At 44.7% G+C, this 22,211-nt stretch carries 23 protein-coding genes; 9 read left to right on the forward strand and 14 right to left on the reverse strand.

The window, feature by feature from the left end; all coding sequences use genetic code 11:
• Positions 1-158: 158 nt before the first annotated feature.
• The gene (locus IM753_RS06870; RefSeq protein WP_194108977.1) at positions 159-1,724 is read right to left on the reverse strand and encodes a M48 family metalloprotease; all 1,566 of its coding nucleotides are present in this window, start codon (positions 1,722-1,724) and stop codon (positions 159-161) included.
• A gap of 18 nt (positions 1,725-1,742) precedes the next feature.
• On the reverse strand, positions 1,743-2,213 hold the full coding sequence (locus IM753_RS06875) for a hypothetical protein (protein ID WP_065256248.1): 471 nt from the start codon (positions 2,211-2,213) through the stop codon (positions 1,743-1,745).
• 164 nt (positions 2,214-2,377) lie between these two features.
• On the opposite strand from IM753_RS06875, the gene IM753_RS06880 reads away from it, so the two are divergent.
• Positions 2,378-3,880, forward strand: coding sequence for a YihY/virulence factor BrkB family protein (locus tag IM753_RS06880; protein ID WP_194108978.1), 1,503 nt, complete (start codon positions 2,378-2,380; stop codon positions 3,878-3,880).
• 16 nt (positions 3,881-3,896) lie between these two features.
• Here the strand turns inward: IM753_RS06880 and IM753_RS06885 are convergent, their stop codons facing one another.
• From IM753_RS06885 to IM753_RS06915, 7 genes are all read right to left on the reverse strand, one after another.
• Positions 3,897-4,154: a YfhL family 4Fe-4S dicluster ferredoxin gene (locus IM753_RS06885; RefSeq protein ID WP_194108979.1), complete on the reverse strand. Its 258-nt coding sequence runs from the start codon at positions 4,152-4,154 to the stop codon at positions 3,897-3,899.
• 14 nt (positions 4,155-4,168) lie between these two features.
• Positions 4,169-4,498 (reverse strand): DUF4298 domain-containing protein, encoded by a 330-nt coding sequence (locus IM753_RS06890; protein WP_194108980.1) that lies wholly within the window; start codon positions 4,496-4,498, stop codon positions 4,169-4,171.
• 2 nt (positions 4,499-4,500) lie between these two features.
• Positions 4,501-4,923, reverse strand: coding sequence for a type II toxin-antitoxin system VapC family toxin (locus IM753_RS06895; RefSeq protein WP_194108981.1), 423 nt, complete (start codon positions 4,921-4,923; stop codon positions 4,501-4,503).
• A gap of 8 nt (positions 4,924-4,931) precedes the next feature.
• Positions 4,932-5,249 carry a hypothetical protein gene (locus IM753_RS06900; protein ID WP_065256246.1) on the reverse strand — a complete coding sequence of 106 codons (318 nt, stop codon included), beginning with the start codon at positions 5,247-5,249 and terminating at the stop codon, positions 4,932-4,934.
• A gap of 21 nt (positions 5,250-5,270) precedes the next feature.
• Entirely contained in the window at positions 5,271-6,686 is a 1,416-nt protein-coding gene (yegQ, locus tag IM753_RS06905) for a tRNA 5-hydroxyuridine modification protein YegQ (RefSeq protein ID WP_065256250.1), read from the reverse strand.
• Positions 6,687-6,789: 103 nt separating this feature from the next.
• Positions 6,790-8,142: an SWIM zinc finger family protein gene (locus IM753_RS06910; RefSeq protein ID WP_194108982.1), complete on the reverse strand. Its 1,353-nt coding sequence runs from the start codon at positions 8,140-8,142 to the stop codon at positions 6,790-6,792.
• 147 nt (positions 8,143-8,289) lie between these two features.
• The gene (locus IM753_RS06915; RefSeq protein WP_065256244.1) at positions 8,290-11,268 is read right to left on the reverse strand and encodes a DUF6493 family protein; all 2,979 of its coding nucleotides are present in this window, start codon (positions 11,266-11,268) and stop codon (positions 8,290-8,292) included.
• 179 nt (positions 11,269-11,447) lie between these two features.
• Between IM753_RS06915 and IM753_RS06920 the strand changes: the two genes are divergently transcribed.
• The 7 genes from IM753_RS06920 (at position 11,448) to fur (ending at position 16,994) form a co-directional block, all read left to right on the forward strand.
• Positions 11,448-12,449: a homoserine kinase gene (locus IM753_RS06920; RefSeq protein WP_194108983.1), complete on the forward strand. Its 1,002-nt coding sequence runs from the start codon at positions 11,448-11,450 to the stop codon at positions 12,447-12,449.
• A gap of 35 nt (positions 12,450-12,484) precedes the next feature.
• Positions 12,485-13,126, forward strand: coding sequence for a hypothetical protein (locus IM753_RS06925; protein WP_194108984.1), 642 nt, complete (start codon positions 12,485-12,487; stop codon positions 13,124-13,126).
• Between the two features lie 36 nt (positions 13,127-13,162).
• Complete coding sequence (locus IM753_RS06930; protein WP_065256241.1) at positions 13,163-14,050, forward strand: class II glutamine amidotransferase; 888 nt, start codon at positions 13,163-13,165, stop codon at positions 14,048-14,050.
• A 235-nt stretch (positions 14,051-14,285) separates the two neighbouring features.
• Entirely contained in the window at positions 14,286-14,426 is a 141-nt protein-coding gene (locus IM753_RS06935) for a hypothetical protein (protein WP_156065143.1), read from the forward strand.
• Between the two features lie 14 nt (positions 14,427-14,440).
• Positions 14,441-15,178 carry an alpha/beta hydrolase gene (locus IM753_RS06940; RefSeq protein WP_370582834.1) on the forward strand — a complete coding sequence of 246 codons (738 nt, stop codon included), beginning with the start codon at positions 14,441-14,443 and terminating at the stop codon, positions 15,176-15,178.
• 99 nt (positions 15,179-15,277) lie between these two features.
• The gene (locus IM753_RS06945) at positions 15,278-16,354 is read left to right on the forward strand and encodes a cytochrome-c peroxidase (protein ID WP_194108985.1); all 1,077 of its coding nucleotides are present in this window, start codon (positions 15,278-15,280) and stop codon (positions 16,352-16,354) included.
• Positions 16,355-16,547: 193 nt separating this feature from the next.
• The gene (gene fur / locus IM753_RS06950; RefSeq protein WP_065256238.1) at positions 16,548-16,994 is read left to right on the forward strand and encodes a ferric iron uptake transcriptional regulator; all 447 of its coding nucleotides are present in this window, start codon (positions 16,548-16,550) and stop codon (positions 16,992-16,994) included.
• A 56-nt stretch (positions 16,995-17,050) separates the two neighbouring features.
• Here fur and IM753_RS06955 read toward each other — a convergent pair whose 3' ends face one another.
• Positions 17,051-18,178: a PilT/PilU family type 4a pilus ATPase gene (locus IM753_RS06955; RefSeq protein ID WP_194108986.1), complete on the reverse strand. Its 1,128-nt coding sequence runs from the start codon at positions 18,176-18,178 to the stop codon at positions 17,051-17,053.
• A 9-nt stretch (positions 18,179-18,187) separates the two neighbouring features.
• A complete protein-coding gene (locus tag IM753_RS06960; protein ID WP_065256236.1) occupies positions 18,188-19,234 on the reverse strand; it encodes a type IV pilus twitching motility protein PilT in 1,047 nt (348 codons plus the stop codon).
• A 167-nt stretch (positions 19,235-19,401) separates the two neighbouring features.
• Here IM753_RS06960 and IM753_RS06965 point away from each other — a divergent pair, with 167 nt between their 5' ends.
• Positions 19,402-20,106 (forward strand): YggS family pyridoxal phosphate-dependent enzyme, encoded by a 705-nt coding sequence (locus IM753_RS06965; RefSeq protein WP_194108987.1) that lies wholly within the window; start codon positions 19,402-19,404, stop codon positions 20,104-20,106.
• On the opposite strand, the gene IM753_RS06970 is transcribed toward IM753_RS06965, so the two are convergent.
• From IM753_RS06970 to IM753_RS06980, 3 genes are all read right to left on the reverse strand, one after another.
• Positions 20,097-20,972, reverse strand: a complete 876-nt coding sequence (locus tag IM753_RS06970; RefSeq protein ID WP_065256234.1) for a PoNe immunity protein domain-containing protein — start codon at positions 20,970-20,972, stop codon at positions 20,097-20,099. The two genes, IM753_RS06965 and IM753_RS06970, sit on opposite strands and share 10 nt — an antisense overlap.
• 107 nt (positions 20,973-21,079) lie before the next feature.
• Positions 21,080-21,742, reverse strand: coding sequence for a cell division protein ZapA (locus tag IM753_RS12980; RefSeq protein WP_227712976.1), 663 nt, complete (start codon positions 21,740-21,742; stop codon positions 21,080-21,082).
• Between the two features lie 20 nt (positions 21,743-21,762).
• The gene (locus tag IM753_RS06980; protein WP_065256233.1) at positions 21,763-22,128 is read right to left on the reverse strand and encodes a hypothetical protein; all 366 of its coding nucleotides are present in this window, start codon (positions 22,126-22,128) and stop codon (positions 21,763-21,765) included.
• Positions 22,129-22,211 lie beyond the last annotated feature (83 nt).

A 22,211-nucleotide genomic window follows, 5' to 3' on the forward strand; every position in this document is an offset into this window, starting at 1 on the left:
ATCAGTCCTTATTTTTAAAAACACCAATCATAACCCAAATTATAGTCAAACAAATTTGAAATAAGACAAGGAAAACGAGCGAAGTTGTACAAGCAAGTAGTACTACGAGCGAGTTTGACACAGTATTATTTCAAAGTTGACAGACCATACAACACAAATCACGGCTTATAGTCCCTAGCCTGCACCATCATCACCTTGCTTTGCTCCAACATGGGTAGTAGATTTGGGTAGTGGGCTTTGGCGACTTTGGTGGCCTGGGCATTGGATTGCAAGGCTCCGTCATATTTGCCACCCCACAGCTCTACCTGTGAGCGGGCGTGTAGGGCGTGTATGGTGGCGATGCTTTTGTCCATGCGTGATTTTTCGTAGGCGTGCTGTACCCTTTGCCACGCCTGCCTATCGTGGGGTGTACGCTCGGTTAAGGGGTTTAGCAGTGCCAATGCTTTGGCAGTCTCACCTGTACTGACATATGCGTCCGCCAAGTGCAAACGCAAATCTCGGCGTTCGGGGTATATCGCTTGGCAAGATGACAGCACCGACACGGCTTGGGCGTGGTCGTTCATCTTGGTGAGTACATGAGCGTGGGTTAGGCAGACAAGTGGGTCGGATGGGTCAAAAGAAGCATTGGCAAATAGGCGTAGGGCTTCATCAGTGCGTGCGTTGTCCGCCAGATACATGATAAGAGCAAGCCTTGCCCCGTCACTGCGTTTGGCGTGAATGGTCAGCTCGTCCAGCCCCGACTGTTTGGTGAGATAGCGAAGTCGCCATGTCAGCTTGTCAAAAAGACGGGTTTGCTGTTCACGGGCGACCATGCTTGGTACAGGATAGCCTTTGGCACGGCTCATCGATTCGCTCAGACGCTCGGCGGTAAAGGGGTGTGACTGGATAAAGCTCGGCACAAAGGCGTTTTTGGCTGTGGTCAGCGAGACTTGTTTGTATAGGCGTTCAAAAAAACGGGGCATGGCGGCGGCGTCATAGCCTGCCTGCACCAAAATCTGCTGACCCATTCTGTCCGCTTCTCGCTCATGCTCACGGCTGTGACTGGCTGCCGTCTCTGCGGTGGCGGTCTGTGAACCTATCATGGCAGCCGCTGCCACATCGCCACTGACCGAGCTGGCTGCTAGGGCTGCCAGCAGTCCGCCGATTTGTAGGGCGATGAGTTTTTTGCTGTTTTCTTGGTTGTGTTCGTAGTGGCGTTGGGATAAGTGGGCGATTTCGTGAGCGATGACACTTGCCACTTCATCAAGCCCGCCTGCCGACAGTATCGTGCCTGTGTTCATGCCGATGACGCCCCCCGGCACGGCAAAGGCGTTGATACTGCTGTCATTGATGATGGGCGTGGCGATGAGCGACTGGGTGCGAACTAGGGCGTTCATCTGGGCGGTCATGTCATTGATGACTTGATTTGACCATGCGTCGTCAATGAGTGGCATGGAGCTGTTGATTTGGCGTAATGACCACAGGGCGATTTGGCGGTTGATGTACTGCTCGTTAAAGCGAGTGCCAGTGACGATGTTCGGAGCTAGGGGCTGTGAGCGTGGTCTGTCATGCACCGACGTGCCAAACTGCCCCATGCTGGTGCCATGATATCCCAACTGCTCGGCATGTCTGTCATAGATGAGCGATGTGCGAGTGATGTTCTCGGGCGGTGTGTCATGGGCAAAGGCGGTTGGGGTAAGCGATAAGCCAATGAGCAGGGGTAGGTATTTTTTATAAGTTATCATGATTTTGCCTGATTATTTTTATTTTCTTATTTTATTTTTGTGCATGGGTGGTAGGCGTTTTAATAAAACGAACAATAAGACATTAATGATAAGCAGTAATAACGTCTCAAAGCCAAATCCTACGCTGATATACACTGGCGAATGCTCAAAGACATGAATAAACCAATACACGCCCACAAAGCCCAAATAAATAAGCATGACCAAACTTGCCACAATCAGCCCATAAGGGGCGTCCGCTCGCTTGATGGTGGGGGTGAGCAGTAGGGCAGGGATGAGTTTGACAAGTTGCCATATCACGCCAAACACCATGCCAGTAACCACGCCCCCATTCATGCCCAGATTGGCATAGCCCACATTGCCGAATGCTAGGCTGGCAAGCACAGGATAGATGACAAGACAATACAACAGCCACACAAACCACGCTCGGCGAAGGGCGGACTGTATGGGAATGATGGGCTTGGGCTGGGCGATGGTGTGGGCTTTTTTCATGGTATTGGCACGGACAAATGAATCTATTATACCCAAAATTTGGCAAAAGTTACCATTTATGTTTTTTTAAAAAATTACATAAACATAAAGCAATTTTGTGGTAATATTTGTTAAACTACGTTAATTTTAACATTGATTTATACTAAAAAACCATCTCAAAGCTCATGACTCAACTTCTTAACAAACTGCCCTTTGCTCATCATTCTTGGTTTATGTACATTCGCTTGCTGGTACGTCACTTTTTGGACGATAACTGCACCCAAAAAGCCGCCAGCTTGACCTATACCACGCTGTTATCGCTTGTGCCGATTTTGACGGTCATGCTCGTGGTGTTTTCAAGTGTGCCTGCCTTAGAAGATGTGCGTGGGCAGGTGCAACAAGCCATTTATAGCAATCTTATGCCATCATCAGGGGCGACGATTTCTCAGCACATGGATAATTTTGCCGAAAAATCGAGCAATCTGGGGGTTGTCGGTGTGGCGGGGGTTTTTGTGACAACCATCTTGACGCTCATCACCATTGAGACGGCATTCAACCAAATTTGGCGAGTATCAGAACGCACAGGGGGCATGGCAAGTATTGTCCGCTATTGGACAATGATTACGGTCGCTCCCATTATCTTGGGGGTGGCATTTGGTGCGTCCAGTGCCATCTCGGGGCTGTCGTTTTTAAATCAGCAAGTGGCAGGCTATGGCATTGATTGGGGGATATGGGCAAAAATCATCTCGTTTTTGTTCACGGTCGGTGGCTTTATCGCCATGTATTGGTTCACTCCTAAGGTCAAGGTCCCCCTAAAAAACGCCGCCATTGCAGGCGTGGTCGTGGCGATACTCTTTGAGACCTTAAAGACGGTCTTTGGGACGGTCATGGCGAATTTTACCAGTTATGAAGCCATCTATGGGGCGTTCGCTGCCATTCCTGTGTTTTTGATGTGGCTGTATCTGTCGTGGAACTTGATATTGCTTGGGGTGGAGATTAGCTATACGCTCACCATCTTTGACAGCAAAGAAGTGGCGGTACGTCATCCACTGCTGAGCCTGCTTGACATGCTCAATTTAATTTATAAAAAATATCAAGTGGGTGAGACGGCAAGCGAAGCCGAGCTACGGGGGGTGCTGGGGCGTAAAGAGACACCAAAATGGAATCTGTACATCGATGAGCTGGTAACCAATGAGCTCATCACTCGCACCGAAAATGATGAGTACACCCTACGCACGGACTTAAACACCGTGAGCCTGTGGCAGTTTTATAAAACCATGCCTTATCCTTTGCCCATCAAAAGTGAGATGAATGATTTTACGATGGCGGACTATGACCCGTGGTATGTGGAGTTGTATCGCCACCTAGAAAGTATCGAAAAGTTGGCAAAAGATGAGTTGGACATGCCACTGGCAGAGCTGTTTAAGACCGCCCCGCTGCGAGCCAAAGAGTCTGTGGTGCGGATGACTGCACAGATCGCCAACAGTAACAGCGATGCCGATGGCTTTAATGCTGATGCCAAAAAAGTGGTGGATGAGCATGGCAACAAGGTGGTCGTGCCAATGGGAGAAGCAAGCTTTACCGAGAGCAATGTTACCAAGGCGGTCAGACTTGCCAAAAAGGGCTGGCATTGGTATGGTCGGGGCAAAAAAGTGGTTAAGGACGTGAAAAAAGGCGTGGAGAGCTAAACGGCACAAATGGGGGTTATCTCCCCCAAATCCGCTTATATTTTGCCATCAAATCATCGGGCGATTCTGGGTGGTCGGTGTCTTTGATGATGCAGTCAATCGGACAGACCTTATCACAGGTCGGCTCATCATAAAAGCCCACGCACTCGGTGCATAGGTTGGGGTTGATGACGTAGGTTTTTTGCCCTTTTTGGTCGTAGCTTATCGCATCGTTTGGGCATTCAGGCTCGCAGATGTCGCAGTTGATGCAGTCGGTGGTGATTTTTAGTGCCATTGGTTTTTAAGTTGTTATTTGTTATTTAAGTTGTGAAGTCTGTCTTGGGCAAACTTGGCAAGCTGTTCATAAAACGCCCGCTCATCACAAAACATATCCCACAATGTATCTTGGCTCATTACGCTGTATTCGCCGTCTGTGATCAGATCCACGTTCGCCCCATTTTCTAAGGCTTCATAATAGCGTTGCCAGTCGGATTGCCCATGATGATTAAAATAAAAGACGGATAATTCGTCCGTAATGGCATTTTGGCGGTGCAGGTTTGCCATAAGTTTTTCGTTATCGGCTTGTAAGGCAAGCCATTCACGGTATAGGGCTTGGTAGTGGGAGATTTTTTGTTGCATGGTTATGTAAATTTAAAAGGATTGATAATCTTAACAGGCATACCGTCAAAATCTTTGATGTTTCTTGTGGCAAGGGTCAAATCATACGCAATCGCTGTGGACGCAATATAAGCATCATTGGCGGATTTAAAATTGGGCGTATTTAATTCGGCAAAAATATTAGCAATTTGCACATCAACATCAAGAATGCGACCTTGGTAAACCACTAATAAATCATCAAGCCATTCTTGCAGAATTTGTGCTTGTTCATAATCCTTATTATGGCGTTTTAATAAAATTCCCCGATAAATCTCGCCAATGATAACTGAATTTAAATAAGTTTCTTGGATATTTAAATGTTCCGCCCACCGTGTTACATTGGCATTGGCACGCCCTGTTTTAATTTTACGCATTTCAGAGATGATATTGGTATCAAGTAAAAACATGGTTTGCCTTAATCAAATAAATAGTCAAGGTCGTCAAATTGTGGTAATGGCTGATTTTTGCGAATGCTATCAAAATCCACATCAAAATCCATTTTATCGGCATTTTTAAGATTTTTAAAAGTATCAGCAAGCGACACAAAAGCATTATCTTGTTTTTTATGCGACATCAGAGATAAAAACTCTTGTAATTGCACAAAAGTTTGATAATCTAATGCCACTTTTTCAATATTGCTGTTTTTATCTTTTATCAATACACTATTATCCATAAGAGCGGTAAATAACCGCTCGGCATTGATATTGGCATTTTGTGAAATAACGGTTGGCATATTTTCTCCTTTTTATAAATATCAAGTATAAATCGCCTCACTCACACTTTTCATCACAAGGGCGAATTTTAGGTCATCATGAGAAATATCGCTAAACGGATTTTTGATTTTGGCAATCCACCCCGACCCCAACGCTCCGTCTATGGCATTGCCTTTTTTGTCCCACATCTCGGTGAGTGTATAAGTCAAATTGCCTTTTGGTGTCATAATCTCCACATCATCGCCGACCATGAGTTTGTTTTTTATCTCTAAGGTCAAAAAGTCGTCCGCCACGTCTGACACTTCCGCCACAAACTGCTGATTGTCGGTTTTTGATGAGCCGTACTCGTAGTTTTGATAATCCGAATGCACATGACGGCGTAGAAAGCCTTCGGTATAGCCACGGTTGGCAAGTCCGTCAAGGGCGGTGATAAGCCCTGTATCAAAGGGTTTGCCCGCCAACGCATCATCAATGGTACGGCGATAGACCTGAGCGGTGCGAGCGACATAATAATGCGACTTGGTACGCCCTTCAATCTTTAACGAATGCACGCCCATGTTTACCAAATCAGGCACAAGCTCCACCGCACGCAAGTCCTTAGAATTCATGATATACGTCCCATGCTCATCTTCGTACATCGCCATAAGCTCGCCTTTGCGACCTTCTTCTTCAATGAGTACGACTTCATCAGACGGCTTTTCTACATAATCATCGCCCATAACGACATCGCCATTTAGATTGACGTTTTTAATCTCGCCTTGACTGGGGACAAACACTTCTGGACTGGCAGGAACGATGTCGCCCGTTTCATTTTCCACCGCCTTATAAGTGTTGTACGACCAACGGCAGGCATTGGTGCAAGTGCCTTGGTTGGCATCACGTTTGTTGATATAGCCAGAGAGCAGACACCGCCCAGAATATGCCATGCACAACGCCCCATGGACAAAGACTTCAATCTCCATATCAGGGACTTCTTTGATAATCTCGTTAATCTCTTTTAAAGACAGCTCACGGCTGACAATCACCCTTGTAATGCCCATTTGTTTCCAAAACTTCACCGTTGCCCAGTTCACGGCATTGGCTTGCACGGACAGATGAATGTCTTGGTGCGGAAAATGCTCTCGTATCATCATAATCATGCCAGCGTCCGACATGATGAGAGCGTCAGGCTTCATCTCAATGACAGGGCGAATGTCTTCAATAAAGGTTTTTAATTTGGCGTTGTGGGCTTGGATATTGACCACCACATAAAACTTTTTGCCAAGCGAATGGGCGTAGGCAATGCCCTTGGCAAGGTTTTCTTCATCAAAATCATTATTACGCACCCGCAAAGAATAACGGGCTTGCCCTGCATAGACCGCATCCGCCCCATAAGCAAAGGCGTATTGCATATTTTTAAAGGTACCAGCAGGGCAGAGAAGTTCGGCTTGTTTTTGGCTTGGCTGTTTGATTGTCATTGGTTGGCTCGTTTTGGCTAAATTTGTTAAACCCATTATTATAACAGAAATTTTGCCAAAAAACTTGACTGTATTAGTCAAGTTTGGGCGGTATTTTTATATTTCACAACGCATTTATCATCATCTGCACGCCCAAAATATGCTTACACAGTCCACGCTTGGTCTGATGTTTGGCATACCATTGGCAGGTGCATTTGGCATGGGTGTCTGTGATGACCACTGTATAAGTATGCTCGCCACTTTTGACATGGGCAAGGGTGTCATTGGGGCGATGATGAACGAGCGTGATGTTATCGTCTTTGATGAGTTTTTTGGCGTTATTTAGGCGGGGATTGAGCGATAATAATTTATTCATGTTAAAAGGCAGTCGGCGATAATAATAACTGTCGCTATACAAATCAAATCCCAACAGCCCAATCATGGATAAATGCGTGGTCAAACTTTTAACATCGTCAATATATAAATCATTGTCTATGGCTAATGTGGTCGGGTCAAAATTCTCATTACTTTTTAATAAATGATTAAAGGCATAAATATATTCAGTTGGCAATTCATGCGTTATTTTTTGTAATATATTACCTTTCCCCGAAAATCCCCGATGATTGTGCGGTGATATTGCCAATGTCAATCGCATATGTTTCATATAAATCTGTATTGCCATACTCTGGCTGTCTTTATCATCATTGATATTTTGAAAAAACACCATGTTATCAATATACGGCACCAGATTTTCTAATAACCGAAGTCGCTCCAAACCACCCACTTTTATGCTCCCTTTGGCATAAATGGGACTTATCACGACTTTATTTAATTTATAAGTCAAATATAGTGTGGCGTTATTTTTGGATTTGGGTATGGTATTAAAAAACTGCATACTTTGCATTTTATTTAATCTAAATATCTCCACCATGTCCGCCATATAGACCTGCACACTGGTTAGCCCCTTTATCCAGCGGTCGGGCAATTTCACTTTTTTCTCTTTGATGTTACCCACATCGGTGCTGATATTAACTTCTTTATCGCCCACGCTCATCATCATAAGTTCATTCTTTTTGACGGCATTTAGGGCATTTATCATCGGTTCATTAAAATCCACATTGGTCGTGCCATGTGCGATAAATTCGCCGTCCATGCCGTCCGATAACAAATCCAAACGGGCATACACCCCATTGCACGATGAAAAGCCTTCAAAACGCAACTCATCTCGCCCTGCACTGATAATCGGGTCTCTTAGTGATACAGGTATGGGGGCAAAACTTGACCGCACCACACGGCTTAGGCACATCAAGGCTTTGGCAGTCGGCAGTGGCTCGGTGATTTCGCCCCAAAAAAAGCATGGAATGTCGGCCAGCTCTTCGATGTCGGTATGATGAGATAATACCAATTCATCAAAGGTTGGTTTTTTTATCAATCGGCTGGGGGATTGATAACTGACATCAATATCGGCAAGGCTCATGTTTTTATCCTTTTAACTAACAGACTTCCTGCAAAACTCCAATTGAAGAAAACCGTTCGTGGTGAGCTATGCCTGCCCATAACGGTTTTCCGCTACCCTTCGACAAGCTCAGGGCGAACGGAAAACCTAGTTTTGCAGGAAGTTTAATTATAATTTACCAATTTTATTTACGATTGCCTTGACGCTACCCGATATCGCCACAAATTCATGTAGCTTTGTCATTATTTCATCATCGGCTTTGGTGTTTGATTGGGACAATAATAAATAATACAGCTCCAAATACTTTTTAAAATTGGTTGGTAATTTATCATCAAAACAAAGTTTTAATAACGTCTTTTCAATAATCTCTTTGACAATGACCGCATAATCACCACCATATTCAGACAGGCTTTGGATACATTCTACATAACGATTAAATGGGGCGGAGTTATGATTGGTCCATTCGCTACTATGTCGGGTAAAGGTATCAATATCCAATCTGTGATGACTAATGGCAAAACTCATCAAATCCACCACCGCCAATCTTATGGCTTTGTCTTTGGCAAAACAGCACGCCGTCATGATAAACTGAGTATAAGGATTATAAGGATAATCATCGCTCGCCATGATTTGCAATAATGGTAAGGCAATTTGAGCGTACATCTCTGAATCATCAAATACATAATTTGACAAAAATTTATCACTGTCTGTTTGATTAAGTGGTGTTAAAAATTTGGATAATGTCAATATCTGATTATCATAAATATCTGTATATATTCTTGCATAATAACAACTTTGGCGATAAATGTCCGAAGTATGAGCATATTTTAAATAAGCACTGATATCAAACCCGATATAATAACTACCCGTTTCAATATTTCTGCCACTTTGCCAATCATATGCCAATATTTGCTTGCGGTAATAATCTTGCCCCAATTTATCATTAACCACCACCTTATCAAATAGTTTGGCATATTCATGAGAATAATCCAGCTCTATATTAGGATAATGCGTTTTGGCTATGGTTGCAAATATGCCCCGCCATGCTTGATAATGCTCGCCTTTTTCATAACCAAACTTTTCGCTGATTGCTTGGGGTGGAATGGTCTTGGGTAATTCGCTCTGCCCAAAGGCAAATGCCAAGCTCTCACGGATAAGCTCATCTGTGATTTGGGGCAATAAACTAAGGGCAGGCTCTACACTCGCTCGTGGCGTGCGAGCCAATGCTATGGCATAATCGGTCAAATCAATCTCTACCCCCGCCTTCTGATAGGCGATGAGTCGCTCTACCAATATCGCAGGCTCTATATAAGCAGGTGCATGGGTTGGCGTGGATAATAGCGATAAGGGATTATCACTTTTGCCGTCATTTATCTTATCAAGTGCAATAAACTGCTTCACTATGGCATGATAAGAGTTTAAAAATTTATATTGATGAGTGCCGATTTTTTCATCTTTATTTTGATAAATGTGATTTAAAAATTCTGTTTCAAAAATTGTAAAGACATCATTGTCTGACCACTGATGACGGTATTTATCCAATACTGATTTTAATTGGGTGTTATCATCGCTTGGGAATTTGCCTTGTTGTTTTAAGGCTAAATAACTTGCCATATAAATCTCAATCTCTATGGGGTTATCGCCATGTTCTAATTGCCCAAAATTAAATAACAACTCATTAAAATCATCATAAAGCGTGATTTTTCGCTCATCGGCAAAATAATCAATATTGACGCTGTTATCATAATAATAATCTGTGCCTGTGTCATTCATCGGTTCATCAGAGACATTATTTGATAAATCATGCTCGCCATTATCTAGCATGGGCGTATAAATTGGGGCTAATCCTGATTTGATGTCATTTGGCAAAGTATCATAAATGGCGTGCAGGGTATTTTGTAGATTGTCGTATTCATCATCTAAGGCTTTTTTATTGGCGTATTTGGCAAGTATTTTTACCGCTCGCTCTTGTAGGGCTAATTCATTGACAAATAACACCGAGCTGATGATAGGATACAAATCTTTAATCAAATGTGGCTTGGTTTTTAATAATTTATCAAAGGACACAAGTAGCGATTTGATACCGCCTTTAAAATCGGCATTCATCATCACAGGACTAACGAATTCTATAAATTCATCTAATAAAAACCGCTCATCAAGAATGATTTGTTTGATAAGTTCAATGGCAAAATTAACCGCAGGTTTATAATCACTGTGCAATAAAACAAAAATCTGCTCTTGGTGTGTGATAAGCTCATCTATGGTTGGGGAGAGTGCTTTAAATAGCTCTTTAAAAAAACTTTTGCTGGTTGTTTTCCAAAGTCCTGTTTGGATTTCTAGGCATTTTTGTAGGACAAATTGACGGTCTAATTTGCCCTGTTTGATAAATTCAGGAATAAAATAAAGCCAAAATTCACCGTTTTTATATTCTTTAAATGTCTGCCTGTCTAAATAGTCAAATGATACCCAACTCACATCAGTTTCATATTCAAATAATAACTTGACATCACGAACCAAAATGTCTGATGACAAGATAAACTCTCGGTATTCATCAATGCTTAATTTCTTTTTAGGCATAGCATTTGGCATTGTAAATCTAGCGATTGTCATGGCAAATAGTTGGGGGTGATGGTCTATCAGCTTGTCATTTTCTAATCGTCTTAATAATGGATAATCTAATCCCCACATTATCTCTCTTTTAACACATTCTGCCGTAAAAGCATTAAACAGCTCTTTAAAATCAAAATGCTTGATGATGTCAAAAACCATGGGCGTGGTATTGTTTTTGTTATCCAAACTTTTATAATAATCAGGGTTGGACATATACCGTAACACCTGTGCAAAACAATCAAACCAACGCCCATTAAAATCACTGGGCGATAATAACGCCAATGCCAAACAAAACAGCATTCGCTCGTGATTGGGCGTGCCACGCACACCTGTGCCAACCGTTCTGCCGTTTTCTTTGACTTCATGCCGGTCCAGATAATATCGGCGGGCTTTGTTGAGCTGTTTTTTAAGCTCGCTTACGTTGCCTTGTTTGTGAGCGTCCAAAAAGGGAATGATTTGGCTAAGCTCGCCTGTGGCGATGATGTGGTCAAATTCGGCTAAGATGTCTTTTTTGGTTTTGGGGGCGGGTTGGGTCATGGGCGTTCCTTGTTTGGTAGATTTTGGGTGGATTGGGGTGTTTGGTTATGATAAACGTTATCATGGTTAAAAACAAGGGCAACCGCTTGGGTATAAATACTTAAAAAGTCAAAAAGTAGTCGTAAATTTTTGCAAAAAGTTTTAAAATAAAGATTTTATTCAACAAAAAAGGCTAACCCATGTCCGTCTATACCCACCTATCTGATGATGAATTTTTTGCGTTTTGTGGTTTGTTTGGCGTAAAATTTAAAAAAGCCATTCCAATTACCCAAGGCATCAAAAATTCCAACTGGTTTATCCAAACCGACAGCGACGTGGGCGATGAGTTTAGCTATGTGTTTACGCTATTTGAAGAGCGTGTACCTGCCGACATCATCAAAATGGCAACCGTCATGCACGCCCTACAAGACAAATTACCAATCGCCCCACCACTTGTCAAACTCACCGCCAAAGGCGATGACATCGGCTCCGACTGCGTCATGCGATACGAAAACAAAGCAATCCTAGTCGTGCCAAAGCTCTCAGGCTCACACCCCACCGCCACCGACACCGCCATGTGTCGTACTATGGGGCAAGCGTTGGCAACTCTGCATGAGACCTTACAAACCCTGCAACCTGCCGAAAACTATGGCGTGCCACTGTACGACTGGGCAAGGGTCAAAGAGCGTGAAACCGCCTATATGCCCACCGATGAAGCCCGTCTCATGAACGACATCTGGACAGCCTACGCCAATCTGCCCGATGATTTGCCAAAGGGGCTTTGTCATTTGGATATGTTTACTGATAATACCTTATGGGATTTTTCAGGCGATACGGCTCGCCTGACAGGGCTTTTGGACTTTACCGAAGTGTCGGTTGAGCATTATCTGATGGACATTGCCATTACCATTAACGATTTTTGTACGACTTGGGGCAATGCCACAGACGGCGAGAGCGTGAATTTTAACACCGACAAAATGACTGCTTTTATAGACGGCTACGAGCGTGTCCGCCCCTTAACCGACAACGAAAAAACCGCCCTGCCTGTCATGCTTGCCTACTCTGCCACGATTTTTTGGCTACTGCGTCTAAACGTCATCTACTATAACCGTGAGCAAGGGCGGACGGGCGATGATATTATGGTAAAAAATCCTGATTTGATGAAACGCTTGGCGAGTTTTCATTGGGGGCGTGTGGCTTGACCTAATTAAAAATCAACTAACTTCTGGAGCAACCCATGAAAACACTTACTGCCGATACTGCCAATAATTTTATTGAAAATACCCCTGCCGAACTTGCCACCGTGCAATCCTTGCTTGATGACATGATAGATGACAATTTTGTGATTTTGGATGACAGTACCACCCAAAGCTATATCCAGACCACGCCTGATGATAAAGACGGTTTTGTGGTAGAAGTGCGTTATTATTTTAGCGATGATGAGAGAGATTTTAAACATTATCGTAAAATTTGTGATGACATTTCGGCGGTATTTGATTATTTTGAGCAATTTTTTAATGGCAAACCAATCAATATAAATGATTGGCAGAACATTACCCAAGATTTTGAAGATCGGATATACATCAAACGCAAGACAAATCAAAAAGAGTATGAATACTATCTTATGCTCCATGATGACACCCACGAAAACATCATAAAGCAAATTCGCCATCTTGATGACAAGCACGATTTTTTGACCATTTATTTTAATGATGAAAATAGCGAGCCGTCATTAACCATACGCCCACAACATCATGATTATGAACTCACACTCAATCATCACGGACGCACCAGTCAAAAACTCATCAATAATATTGACCATTTAATAACAATAATCATCAATTTTTTAAATAACGACATGAGCGATTGGGTAAATTAACCCATGCTTAATCGCCCATTTTAATAAGAGAAAACCATGTGCCAACTACTTGGAATGAACTGCAACACCCCTACCGACATCGGATTTAGCTTTACAGGCTTTCGCCAGCGGGGCGGGGGGACTGACCATCACGAAGATGGGTTTGGTATCGCCTTTTTTGAACGTGGCGAGACGGGTAAGATAGGCTTACGCCAGTTCCATGACAATCAGCCGTCGCACCTATCGCCTGTGGCGGATTTGATAAACCATTATCCCATAAAAGCCATGAACGTCATCGCCCACATCAGACGGGCGACCATTGGCGAGAAAAATAACCTGTCCAACATTCACCCCTTTGTGCGTGAAGTGTGGGGCGAGCAGTGGGCATTTGCTCACAACGGGCAGATGACCGACAGCTTTATCAGTCGCACCGAACGCCTACACGCCAACGGCAATGCCGAGCATTATACCCCCGTAGGTACGACCGACAGCGAGCTTGCGTTTTGTTATCTTTTAAACCGTCTAAAAGCCACCTTTAAGTCCCGTCCGTCCGATGAAGCCTTATTTGCCTTTTTGACCGCACAATGCCGTTATCTGTCTGCCAATGGGCTATTTAACTGCTTGATTTCTAATGGAAATTGGCAACTGGCATATGCAGGCAGTCTGCTCTTTTATCTCACTCGCAAAGCCCCCTTTGGCGAAGCTCATCTGTCGGATGGGGAGATGAGTGTCAACTTTGGCGATGTCACCACCAGCAAAGACAAAGTGACGATATTGGTTACCATACCGCTGACCATCAATGAAAAATGGCAACAGATTGCCGTGGACGAATGTGTGGTATTTAGGGATGGCGACGTGGTATTTAGGGACACGCCCAGCAAAAAAACTTACTTGTCCATAGAAGATGGTATCGCTTTGGCAAGAAGTGTGGGGGCGAGTGTTTAGGGCGTATTGAACCTTTATAACACTATTTACAATATAGAAATGTTTTAGAAATAAACTAATCGTTTTTGCATGAAAAATGGCTAAATCTTGTTTTTCTTCGTCAAAAACTTGTCTGATAGAATGACTATCAGCCTGCGTTTTTTCCTTGAAAAACGTGCGATTTTTCTCATTTTTCATTGCAAATACAAAAGTTCAACACGCCCTAGTTTTGATTTTGAACAATTTGTGAGCAATCATGAAAAAATACATTATAATGCTGATGATGGCATGGGGTTTATGTAGCACCATTTTAACCGCCCACGCATGGCAACCTGCCACCATGTTAAACAGTCATGAAAAAGTGGTGTATTCTAGCTACACCGATAAAATTACCTGATACAAGTCGCCACCATCGGCAAAAGACCTGCCAACGGCTATCCTGTCATCTATGTGCTAGACGGCAATGCGTTTTTTGGGGTGGCAAGCTCTATCGCTCAAATGAATCACGACAAGCCGAGCGAAAAAAATCCCAAATCGCTCATGGTTGTGGGCATCGGCTACCCCACAGGGCGAGCCTTTGACATACCAAACCGCACACACGACTATACGCCACCGTCCGACAGCTACCCTGCTCCAACAGGCGAGCAGACGGCATTTGGTGGGGCGGATTATTTTCATGCTTTTATCGCTGATGAACTTGCCCCCATGCTAGATAAAGAATTTGGCATTAACCCCAATCACCGCACGCTCATCGGGCATTCTTATGGTGGATTGTTTGGGCTGTATCTGCTCATGGCTCGTAGCGAGAGTTTTGATAATTATGTCATCGTCAGTCCGTCTATTTGGTGGAATGACAAAAGCATTTTGGCTCATCAAAAGGGAATTATCGCCACGCCCAACATCAAAAACGTCCTTATCACACTCGGCGAACACGAGCTAAATGCCCGACACCGAAGCCCCAACGCCCCCACCACGCTAGAAAATAGCGATGCGTTTTTGATGAGTGAGTTTTTAAAAAATAAACTGCCCCATGCCAACGTAACTTTTGACTTTAACCCCAACCACGCCCACGGCGAAAATGCCTATCCGTCTATCATACAAGGCGTGAACATGGCGTATCAGGCGTGTAAGGCGGACTCAAACTGTTAAATCTTGTCAAGCAAAAAAGCATACGATAATCATTCGCTTTACAGTTTTATAAAACAGGTTTATAATAACCCACCAAACATAACAAGCTGATTTATCGCAATGCTACGAGTGGTTTTTGTGGTGTTGGCTATCATGTTTGGCACCTGTCAGGCAGTAGCTCACACATCATCAGGCGAATGCGACATACAATGTTTACGCCTTGCCTATGCCAAGCCTACCGACCAGTGGTTGGCACCGACCATTGATGACGGCGTGGCATGGGCAGAGCTTGCCCCCATTGGCACGCCACCCATGCCCACACCCCTAAGCGAGCTTGGCAAGCGGTTATTTTTTGAAACCGCCTTGTCATCAGACGGACAAATCGCCTGCATCACCTGCCACGACCCACGCCATGCCTTTGCCGACCCACGCCCCGTATCGCTTGGCGTATATGACCGACAAGGTACCCGCAACAGCCAATCCTTGACACATTTAGGATTAGACAGCCCACAGCACGCCTTTTTTTGGGACGGACGAGCCAAAACCCTGCACGAGCAAGTACTCATGCCCCTAACCGACCCCAATGAGATGAACATCACGTTAGACAGTGTGCCAAGCCGTTTGGCAAATGCAAATTATTTGCCACGCTTTCGGACGGTGTTTGGGCAACAAATGACCGCCATTGACATCAATCAAGTCGCCCACGCCCTGACCGCCTATCTGCACACGCTCACCCCTACACTCACCCGTTTTGATGAGTTTTTAAAGGGCGACATCACAGCTTTGAGTGATGCCGAACTGTTGGGCTTGCACCTATTTCGCACCAAGGGGCGGTGCATGAATTGTCATTTTGGGCAAGCGATGAGCGATGGCGATTTTCACAATCTCAATCAAACCCTAGCAGGACGCACCCGCCAAGACTTTGGCAAATATGACATCACGGGCGACCCTGCCGATTTTGGCAAATTTAAAACACCGTCTTTACGAAACCTTAGCACATCAAAACCGTGGTTTCATCATGGGCTATTTACCAATTTGCGTGGCGTGGTGGCGATTTATAACACCGGCATGGACATACCACCCACCAGCACCGCCCCACCCATTGCCCACGCTGACCACTTAGACCCACTCATCAAACCGCTGGGGCTGACCGCTGACGAGATGGACGCATTGACGGCGTTTTTGCTGACGTTGTAGCAAGATTAAAAAAACCAATCCTAAAAATCAGGCATTTTGTCCACAAATCCTCAATTGATGGATGAAATTTTATCAAAAGTGTGTTAAAGTACACTTATCTTGTAACTGATTATCAAATGATAATCAAAAGAGCTGTGATGATTGATAAAATCAATAATCAGCGACTAAGTCCACGATTTAAAAGGTGATTGATATGGGATTTACTAACAAAGATTTACGCAAGGCAGGTCTGAAAGTAACCTTGCCCCGCATGAAGATTTTGGAGCTATTAGAGAACGCAGAACACCACCACATGAGTGCCGAAGACGTGTACAAGGCACTTGCCGAGCAGGGCGAAGATGTCGGCTTGGCGACGGTGTACCGTGTGCTGACTCAGTTTGAGCAGGCGGGTATCGTTGAGCGTCATAACTTTGAAAACAACCTATCGGTGTTTGAGATTGCCCAAGAAGAGCATCATGACCATTTGGTGTGTGATGTCTGTGGTAAGATTGAAGAGTTTCATAATGCCATCATCGAAGATGAGCAAGAGAAAATCGCCGAGAAGTATAACTTCAAGCTGTCAGGGCATTCTCTGGTCTTGCATGGCGTGTGCGACAACGAAGAGTGTCAAAAAACCCTTGACCCTGCCAATAAAAGCTAAGCTAAATCAAGAGTCATAAAAAAGACTGGTCATTGCCAGTCTTTTTTTGTGGGGTGTTAGTTATAATCGCCCATGTCAATGGAGAGTTTGGCGGACTCTTCTTCGACTGCGGCGGCATTTTTACTTTCCAGTTTGATTTGTAGGCGTAGGTCGTTCGGACTGTCAGCGTGTTTGAGTGCATCTTGATAGGTGATTTGCCCTGATTCATACAAGTCAAACAACGCTTGGTCAAAGGTCTGCATGCCGATGTCACGAGAGCGTTTCATCACAGGCTTAATCTCGTGAATCTCGCCCTTACGGATGTAGTCAGCGATGAGCTGTGTGCCTAGTAGAATCTCGATGGCGGCACGACGACCTTTGCCATCAGGGGTTGGGATAAGCTGTTGGGCGATGATGGCGCGTAAGTTCAGTGACAAGTCCATGAATAACTGTCCGTGTCTGTCCGCTTCAAAGAAGTGAATGATACGGTCGATGGCTTGGTTGGCGTTGTTGGCGTGGAGTGTGGCAAATACCAAGTGACCCGTCTCGGCGTACTGGATGGCATAGCTCATGACTTCACGGTTACGAATCTCACCGATAAGGATAACATCAGGGGCTTGACGTAGGGTGTTTTTTAGCCCTTCTTCAAACGAGAGCGTGTCAATACCCACCTCACGCTGAGTGACGATACAGCCTTTGTGCTGATGGACGTATTCAATCGGGTCTTCGATGGTGATGATGTGACCACGAGAGTTCTCGTTACGATGTCCAATCATGGCAGCCAGCGTGGTGGATTTACCTGTACCTGTCGCACCGACAAGTAGGATAATGCCACGCTTTTTCATGGCAAGCTCTTTTAGAATCGGCGGTAGTTTTAGATCTTCGGTCGTGGGAATTTGCGTCTCAATCTTACGCAGTACCATCGCTGCCTTGTTACGCTGAATCATCGCTGACACACGAAAACGAGCGGTTTCGGCTTTGTCAGAGATGGCAAATTGGCACTCGTTGGTCTCATGGAACTCTTTTTTCTGAGCTTCGGTCATGATACTGGTCACCAGTGCCATGGTCTGCTCAGCGGTCAGTGGCGTTTTGGTCATGGGCAAAATGGTGCCATTGACTTTGAGTGATGGGGGAACGCCTTCGGTGATAAAAAGGTCAGAGCCGTTTTTGGCAATCATCACTTGTAGTAGTTTATCAAAATCCATGTGACCCCCTTATAAGAATGCTTCTGGCTGTTTGGCATAGACACGTGCCGTCTCTTTGGTGATGGTGCGAGACGCGACCAAGTTCTTTAACGTCTGGTCAAGGGTAATCATGCCTTCGCCTGCACCTGTTTGGATGGCAGAGTACATTTGGGCGATTTTGTTTTCACGAATCAGGTTACGAATGGCAGGCGTGCCAAGCATAATCTCATGAGCTGCCACACGACCGCCCCCGACTTTTTTGAGTAGGGCTTGCGAGATAACCGCCTGTAAGGACTCGGAGAGCATCGCACGAATCATGTCTTTTTCGGCGGCAGGGAATACGTCAATCACACGGTCAATGGTCTTGGCAGCAGAGTTGGTGTGGAGTGTCCCAAACACCAAGTGTCCTGTCTCGGCAGCAGTCAAGGCAAGGCGGATGGTCTCCAAGTCACGCATCTCACCGACCAGAATGATGTCGGGGTCTTCACGCAGTGCCGAACGCAAAGCAGCATCAAAGCCTAGGGTATCACGGTGTACTTCACGTTGGTTCACGAGCGATTTTTTGGATTCGTGGACAAACTCGATGGGGTCTTCGATGGTTAGGATATGCTCTTTACGGCTTTCGTTGATGTAGTTAATCATCGCCGCCAGTGTGGTTGATTTGCCCGAACCTGTCGGGCCTGTGACCAGTACCACGCCACGCTTAAAGTCAGAGACCTTTTTAAAGACAGGACCCATGCCCAAATCTTCCATGGTCAGAACCTTGGATGGAATGGTACGAAATACCGCACCAGCACCACGGTTTTGGTTAAAGGCGTTCACACGAAAACGAGCAAGCCCGGGGATTTCAAACGAGAAGTCCGTTTCTAAAAACTCTTCGTAGTCGGCACGCTGTTTGTCATTCATGATGTCATAAATGAGCTTATGCACGGTAGAGTGATCCATCTCGGGGGTGTTGATACGCACCACTTCACCATCCACACGAATCATGGGTGGTAGTCCTGCCGATAAGTGCAAGTCGGACGCTTTATTTTTTACCACAAAACGCAGTAGGTCTTCAATACTAGGAGCTGACATGGGATTGCCTTAAAAAATGAATAAACTGGATAAATTATGGGCTTATTATACAATATTTTGCTTTGCCATTAAACCACGTCCCGTCAGATATTACAATCCATTTTATGCCAAAGTTTATGCCATTTGTGGGGATTTTCTGCTAAAATACAAAGATTTAAGGAAAAACCATGACACAAGCTCCCCATCATTCATCATCCAACGCACTCATCGAGCGTCATACGGCAGTCAAAGAGCGTCTAGACGCCATCAATGACACCTACCAAGCCAACCCCAAAGCGGTGCTACTTGCTGTCTCAAAAACCAAGCCATCATCGGACATTGCCACACTGTATCAGGCAGGGCAGGGTGATTTTGGTGAAAATTACTTACAAGAAGCCTTGATAAAAATCAACGAACTGGCACATCTGCCGATAACATGGCACTACATCGGGCATATTCAGCGAAACAAAACCAAAGACATCGCCACGCATTTTGATTGGGTGCAGACGGTGGAGCGAGCCATCATCGCCCAAAGGCTAAGCGACCAACGCCCAGATGACCGCCCGCCCCTAAACGTGCTTATCCAAATCAACATCGACGATGAAGCGAGTAAGTCGGGCTGCCATATTGATGAATTAGATGGGCTGGTACAAGCCGTGATGGGTCTGCCAAAGCTAACCTTACGGGGGCTAATGATTATCCCTAGCAAAGACGGTACGGACGCATTTGTCCGCACCAAAGCGATATTTGATGACATCAAAGGGCGTTTTGATTTGCCTGACTTTGACACATTGTCCATGGGCATGAGTGGCGACATGGAGCAGGCGGTCGCCCACGGCTCAACGATGGTGCGAGTGGGAACGGCGATATTTGGTGAGCGGGATTATGGTTGATGTAGCATAGGCTCTTTGGGGCTGTTTTGTCTTGCCCACGCCACCAAATCTTTGGGGTAATGAATAAATTTGTGCAAGGGTGTATCGTCCAAGTCAAAAAGATAGACAAGGCATGCTGGCACAAATTCCCAGTAGCCAAAATAGCCGTATTCTTCTTCCATTCTAAGATGGCTGTTATGCCATAGCTTGTGATTGTGGTATTCGTACCATTCTTCTAGGTTTTGTCTTAACTCATCGATGATGGTGTCTTTGATTTTTTGGGTGTTGCCTTTGTGATGATATAAATCATCCAGACAATCACAGATAATCGTGTACCAAGGGTTGTTGTATAAAATATTATCGCCTTTTCCAGGTCGTACTGCTTGGTTGGGGTCAATAAGCCTAAACAAGCGGTCAGTCAATGCATCAGTAGCATCAAAGACATCTTGGTTTTGACCTTCTGCCAGTCGTTTGATGGTGGGTAATAAATCACGACAATCTAACAGGTAGGCTAGGCTGATAAATTGTAAGACTTTGTCAGAACCAGAGCCAAAGCCAAGCACACAGGGCAAGCTACCCTCCTCATAATGATGTTTGGCAATCGCTGCGGCTTCATTTTCTTTGCATTCGATACATTTGTATAGATAAGGAATCAGAGTTTTGATGTCATCACCTGCGGTGTAGGCGAGTAGGAGTTGTCCGTAATATATATCAAATAGGATTATCCAGTCTGGCTGTAAATCCACAGACAAGAAATTAAATTCATCCACATAATGGTTTTGGTCTTGTATACTGTAATCGGTAACATCATCATAGTATTCTTTCATTTTCTCATAATACGCTTTGGTCATAAACTTCTGACGGCGTTTTTGGGCGAAAGTTGTCATGAGAAATCCTTTTTAATTTTTGATGGTTTGATTTTAATGGTTTAATTTGATGGGTAAAACTAAGGCATGTTTGATGGGTTTTACAAACATGCCTTTTATCATTTGGATTACAACACCGAACGGGCGTCTTTGGTGATTTTCTCAATCAAGGCTTTGGCACGTTCGTTATCTAGCAGTTGATTTTTGCGGTCGTTTTTTAGGCTTTGGCATTGGTCGTACAGCTCCAAGCAAGTCAGTACCAACAGCTCTTCGTTACTGGGGTTTTTGCCTTTGACGGCACGGCGAAGCTCACGGATTTTGTCATTGATGTATGCCCCTGCTTGCTCCAACTGTGCCACTTCATCGACAGGGCAGGTAATGCGGTGTGATGACCCTGCAATGCTCAAATCAACCGCCTTAAAGCTCGGCTTGTCCGTTTTATCGGCAGGCTTTGTCGGGACTTTGGATGTTGTGGGTGTGGCGTGGGACGTGGCAGGGGTATTGCCAATATTGCCAAGCGTGCTGTCACTTGCTTTTGGGGCAGGCGTGGGCGTGGCAGGTTTGGCAGGGGCTGGATTTTCTGTATTTTGATTATTTTGGCTTTGGCTTAGATTTTGGCTTAGATTTTGGTTTGAGCTTAAACTTGGGTTTGAACTTTGGCTTGGGTTTGGGTTTTGTTGTGTTTTTTGCTCGGCGGTCTTGCTCGGCTCGCTTGGGGCAGATGTCTCATGCGATGGGCTGACTTTGATGTTGTTTTTGGCACCGAATTTGATGGCGGAATGAATGTTCATGAGTGTGTCCTTGTTGATTTTTATTGGTGATTTTGGTTATCAATTTTGCTAAGCCATGTTTGGATGACTTCGGCACGGCTGATGGCAAGGGCATTTTTCTCAGCAAGATCCTTGTTTTGTTTGGCTAGGCGTTCGTTGTCTTGGCTTAGCTCATCTAGGCGTTTGTCCAGTTCATCTTGGGCGGACAGTAGCTCTTTGATACGGGCGTGCAAGGCGTTGTTTTCGTCTTTGCTTTGGTTGATTTCAAGCTGTAACTGGCTGATTTGACGGGGGCTGTCATCATGTGCCAATTTGTGTTTGAGATTGGCAAGTTCGGTGGCGGTGATGTTGTAGCGTGCTTTTAGCTCGGTGATGGTCTGCTCTAAGAGTTGTAATTGGGTTAGCATGGGTGTTCCTAGGATAATGGGCGATAAGCGATTGTTCAGCGATGATTGGTGTGTTATTGTAGCATGAGATTTTAAAAACACAA

This window comes from Moraxella sp. K127 (assembly GCF_015223095.1).
In the GTDB taxonomy this organism is placed as follows: domain Bacteria; phylum Pseudomonadota; class Gammaproteobacteria; order Pseudomonadales; family Moraxellaceae; genus Moraxella.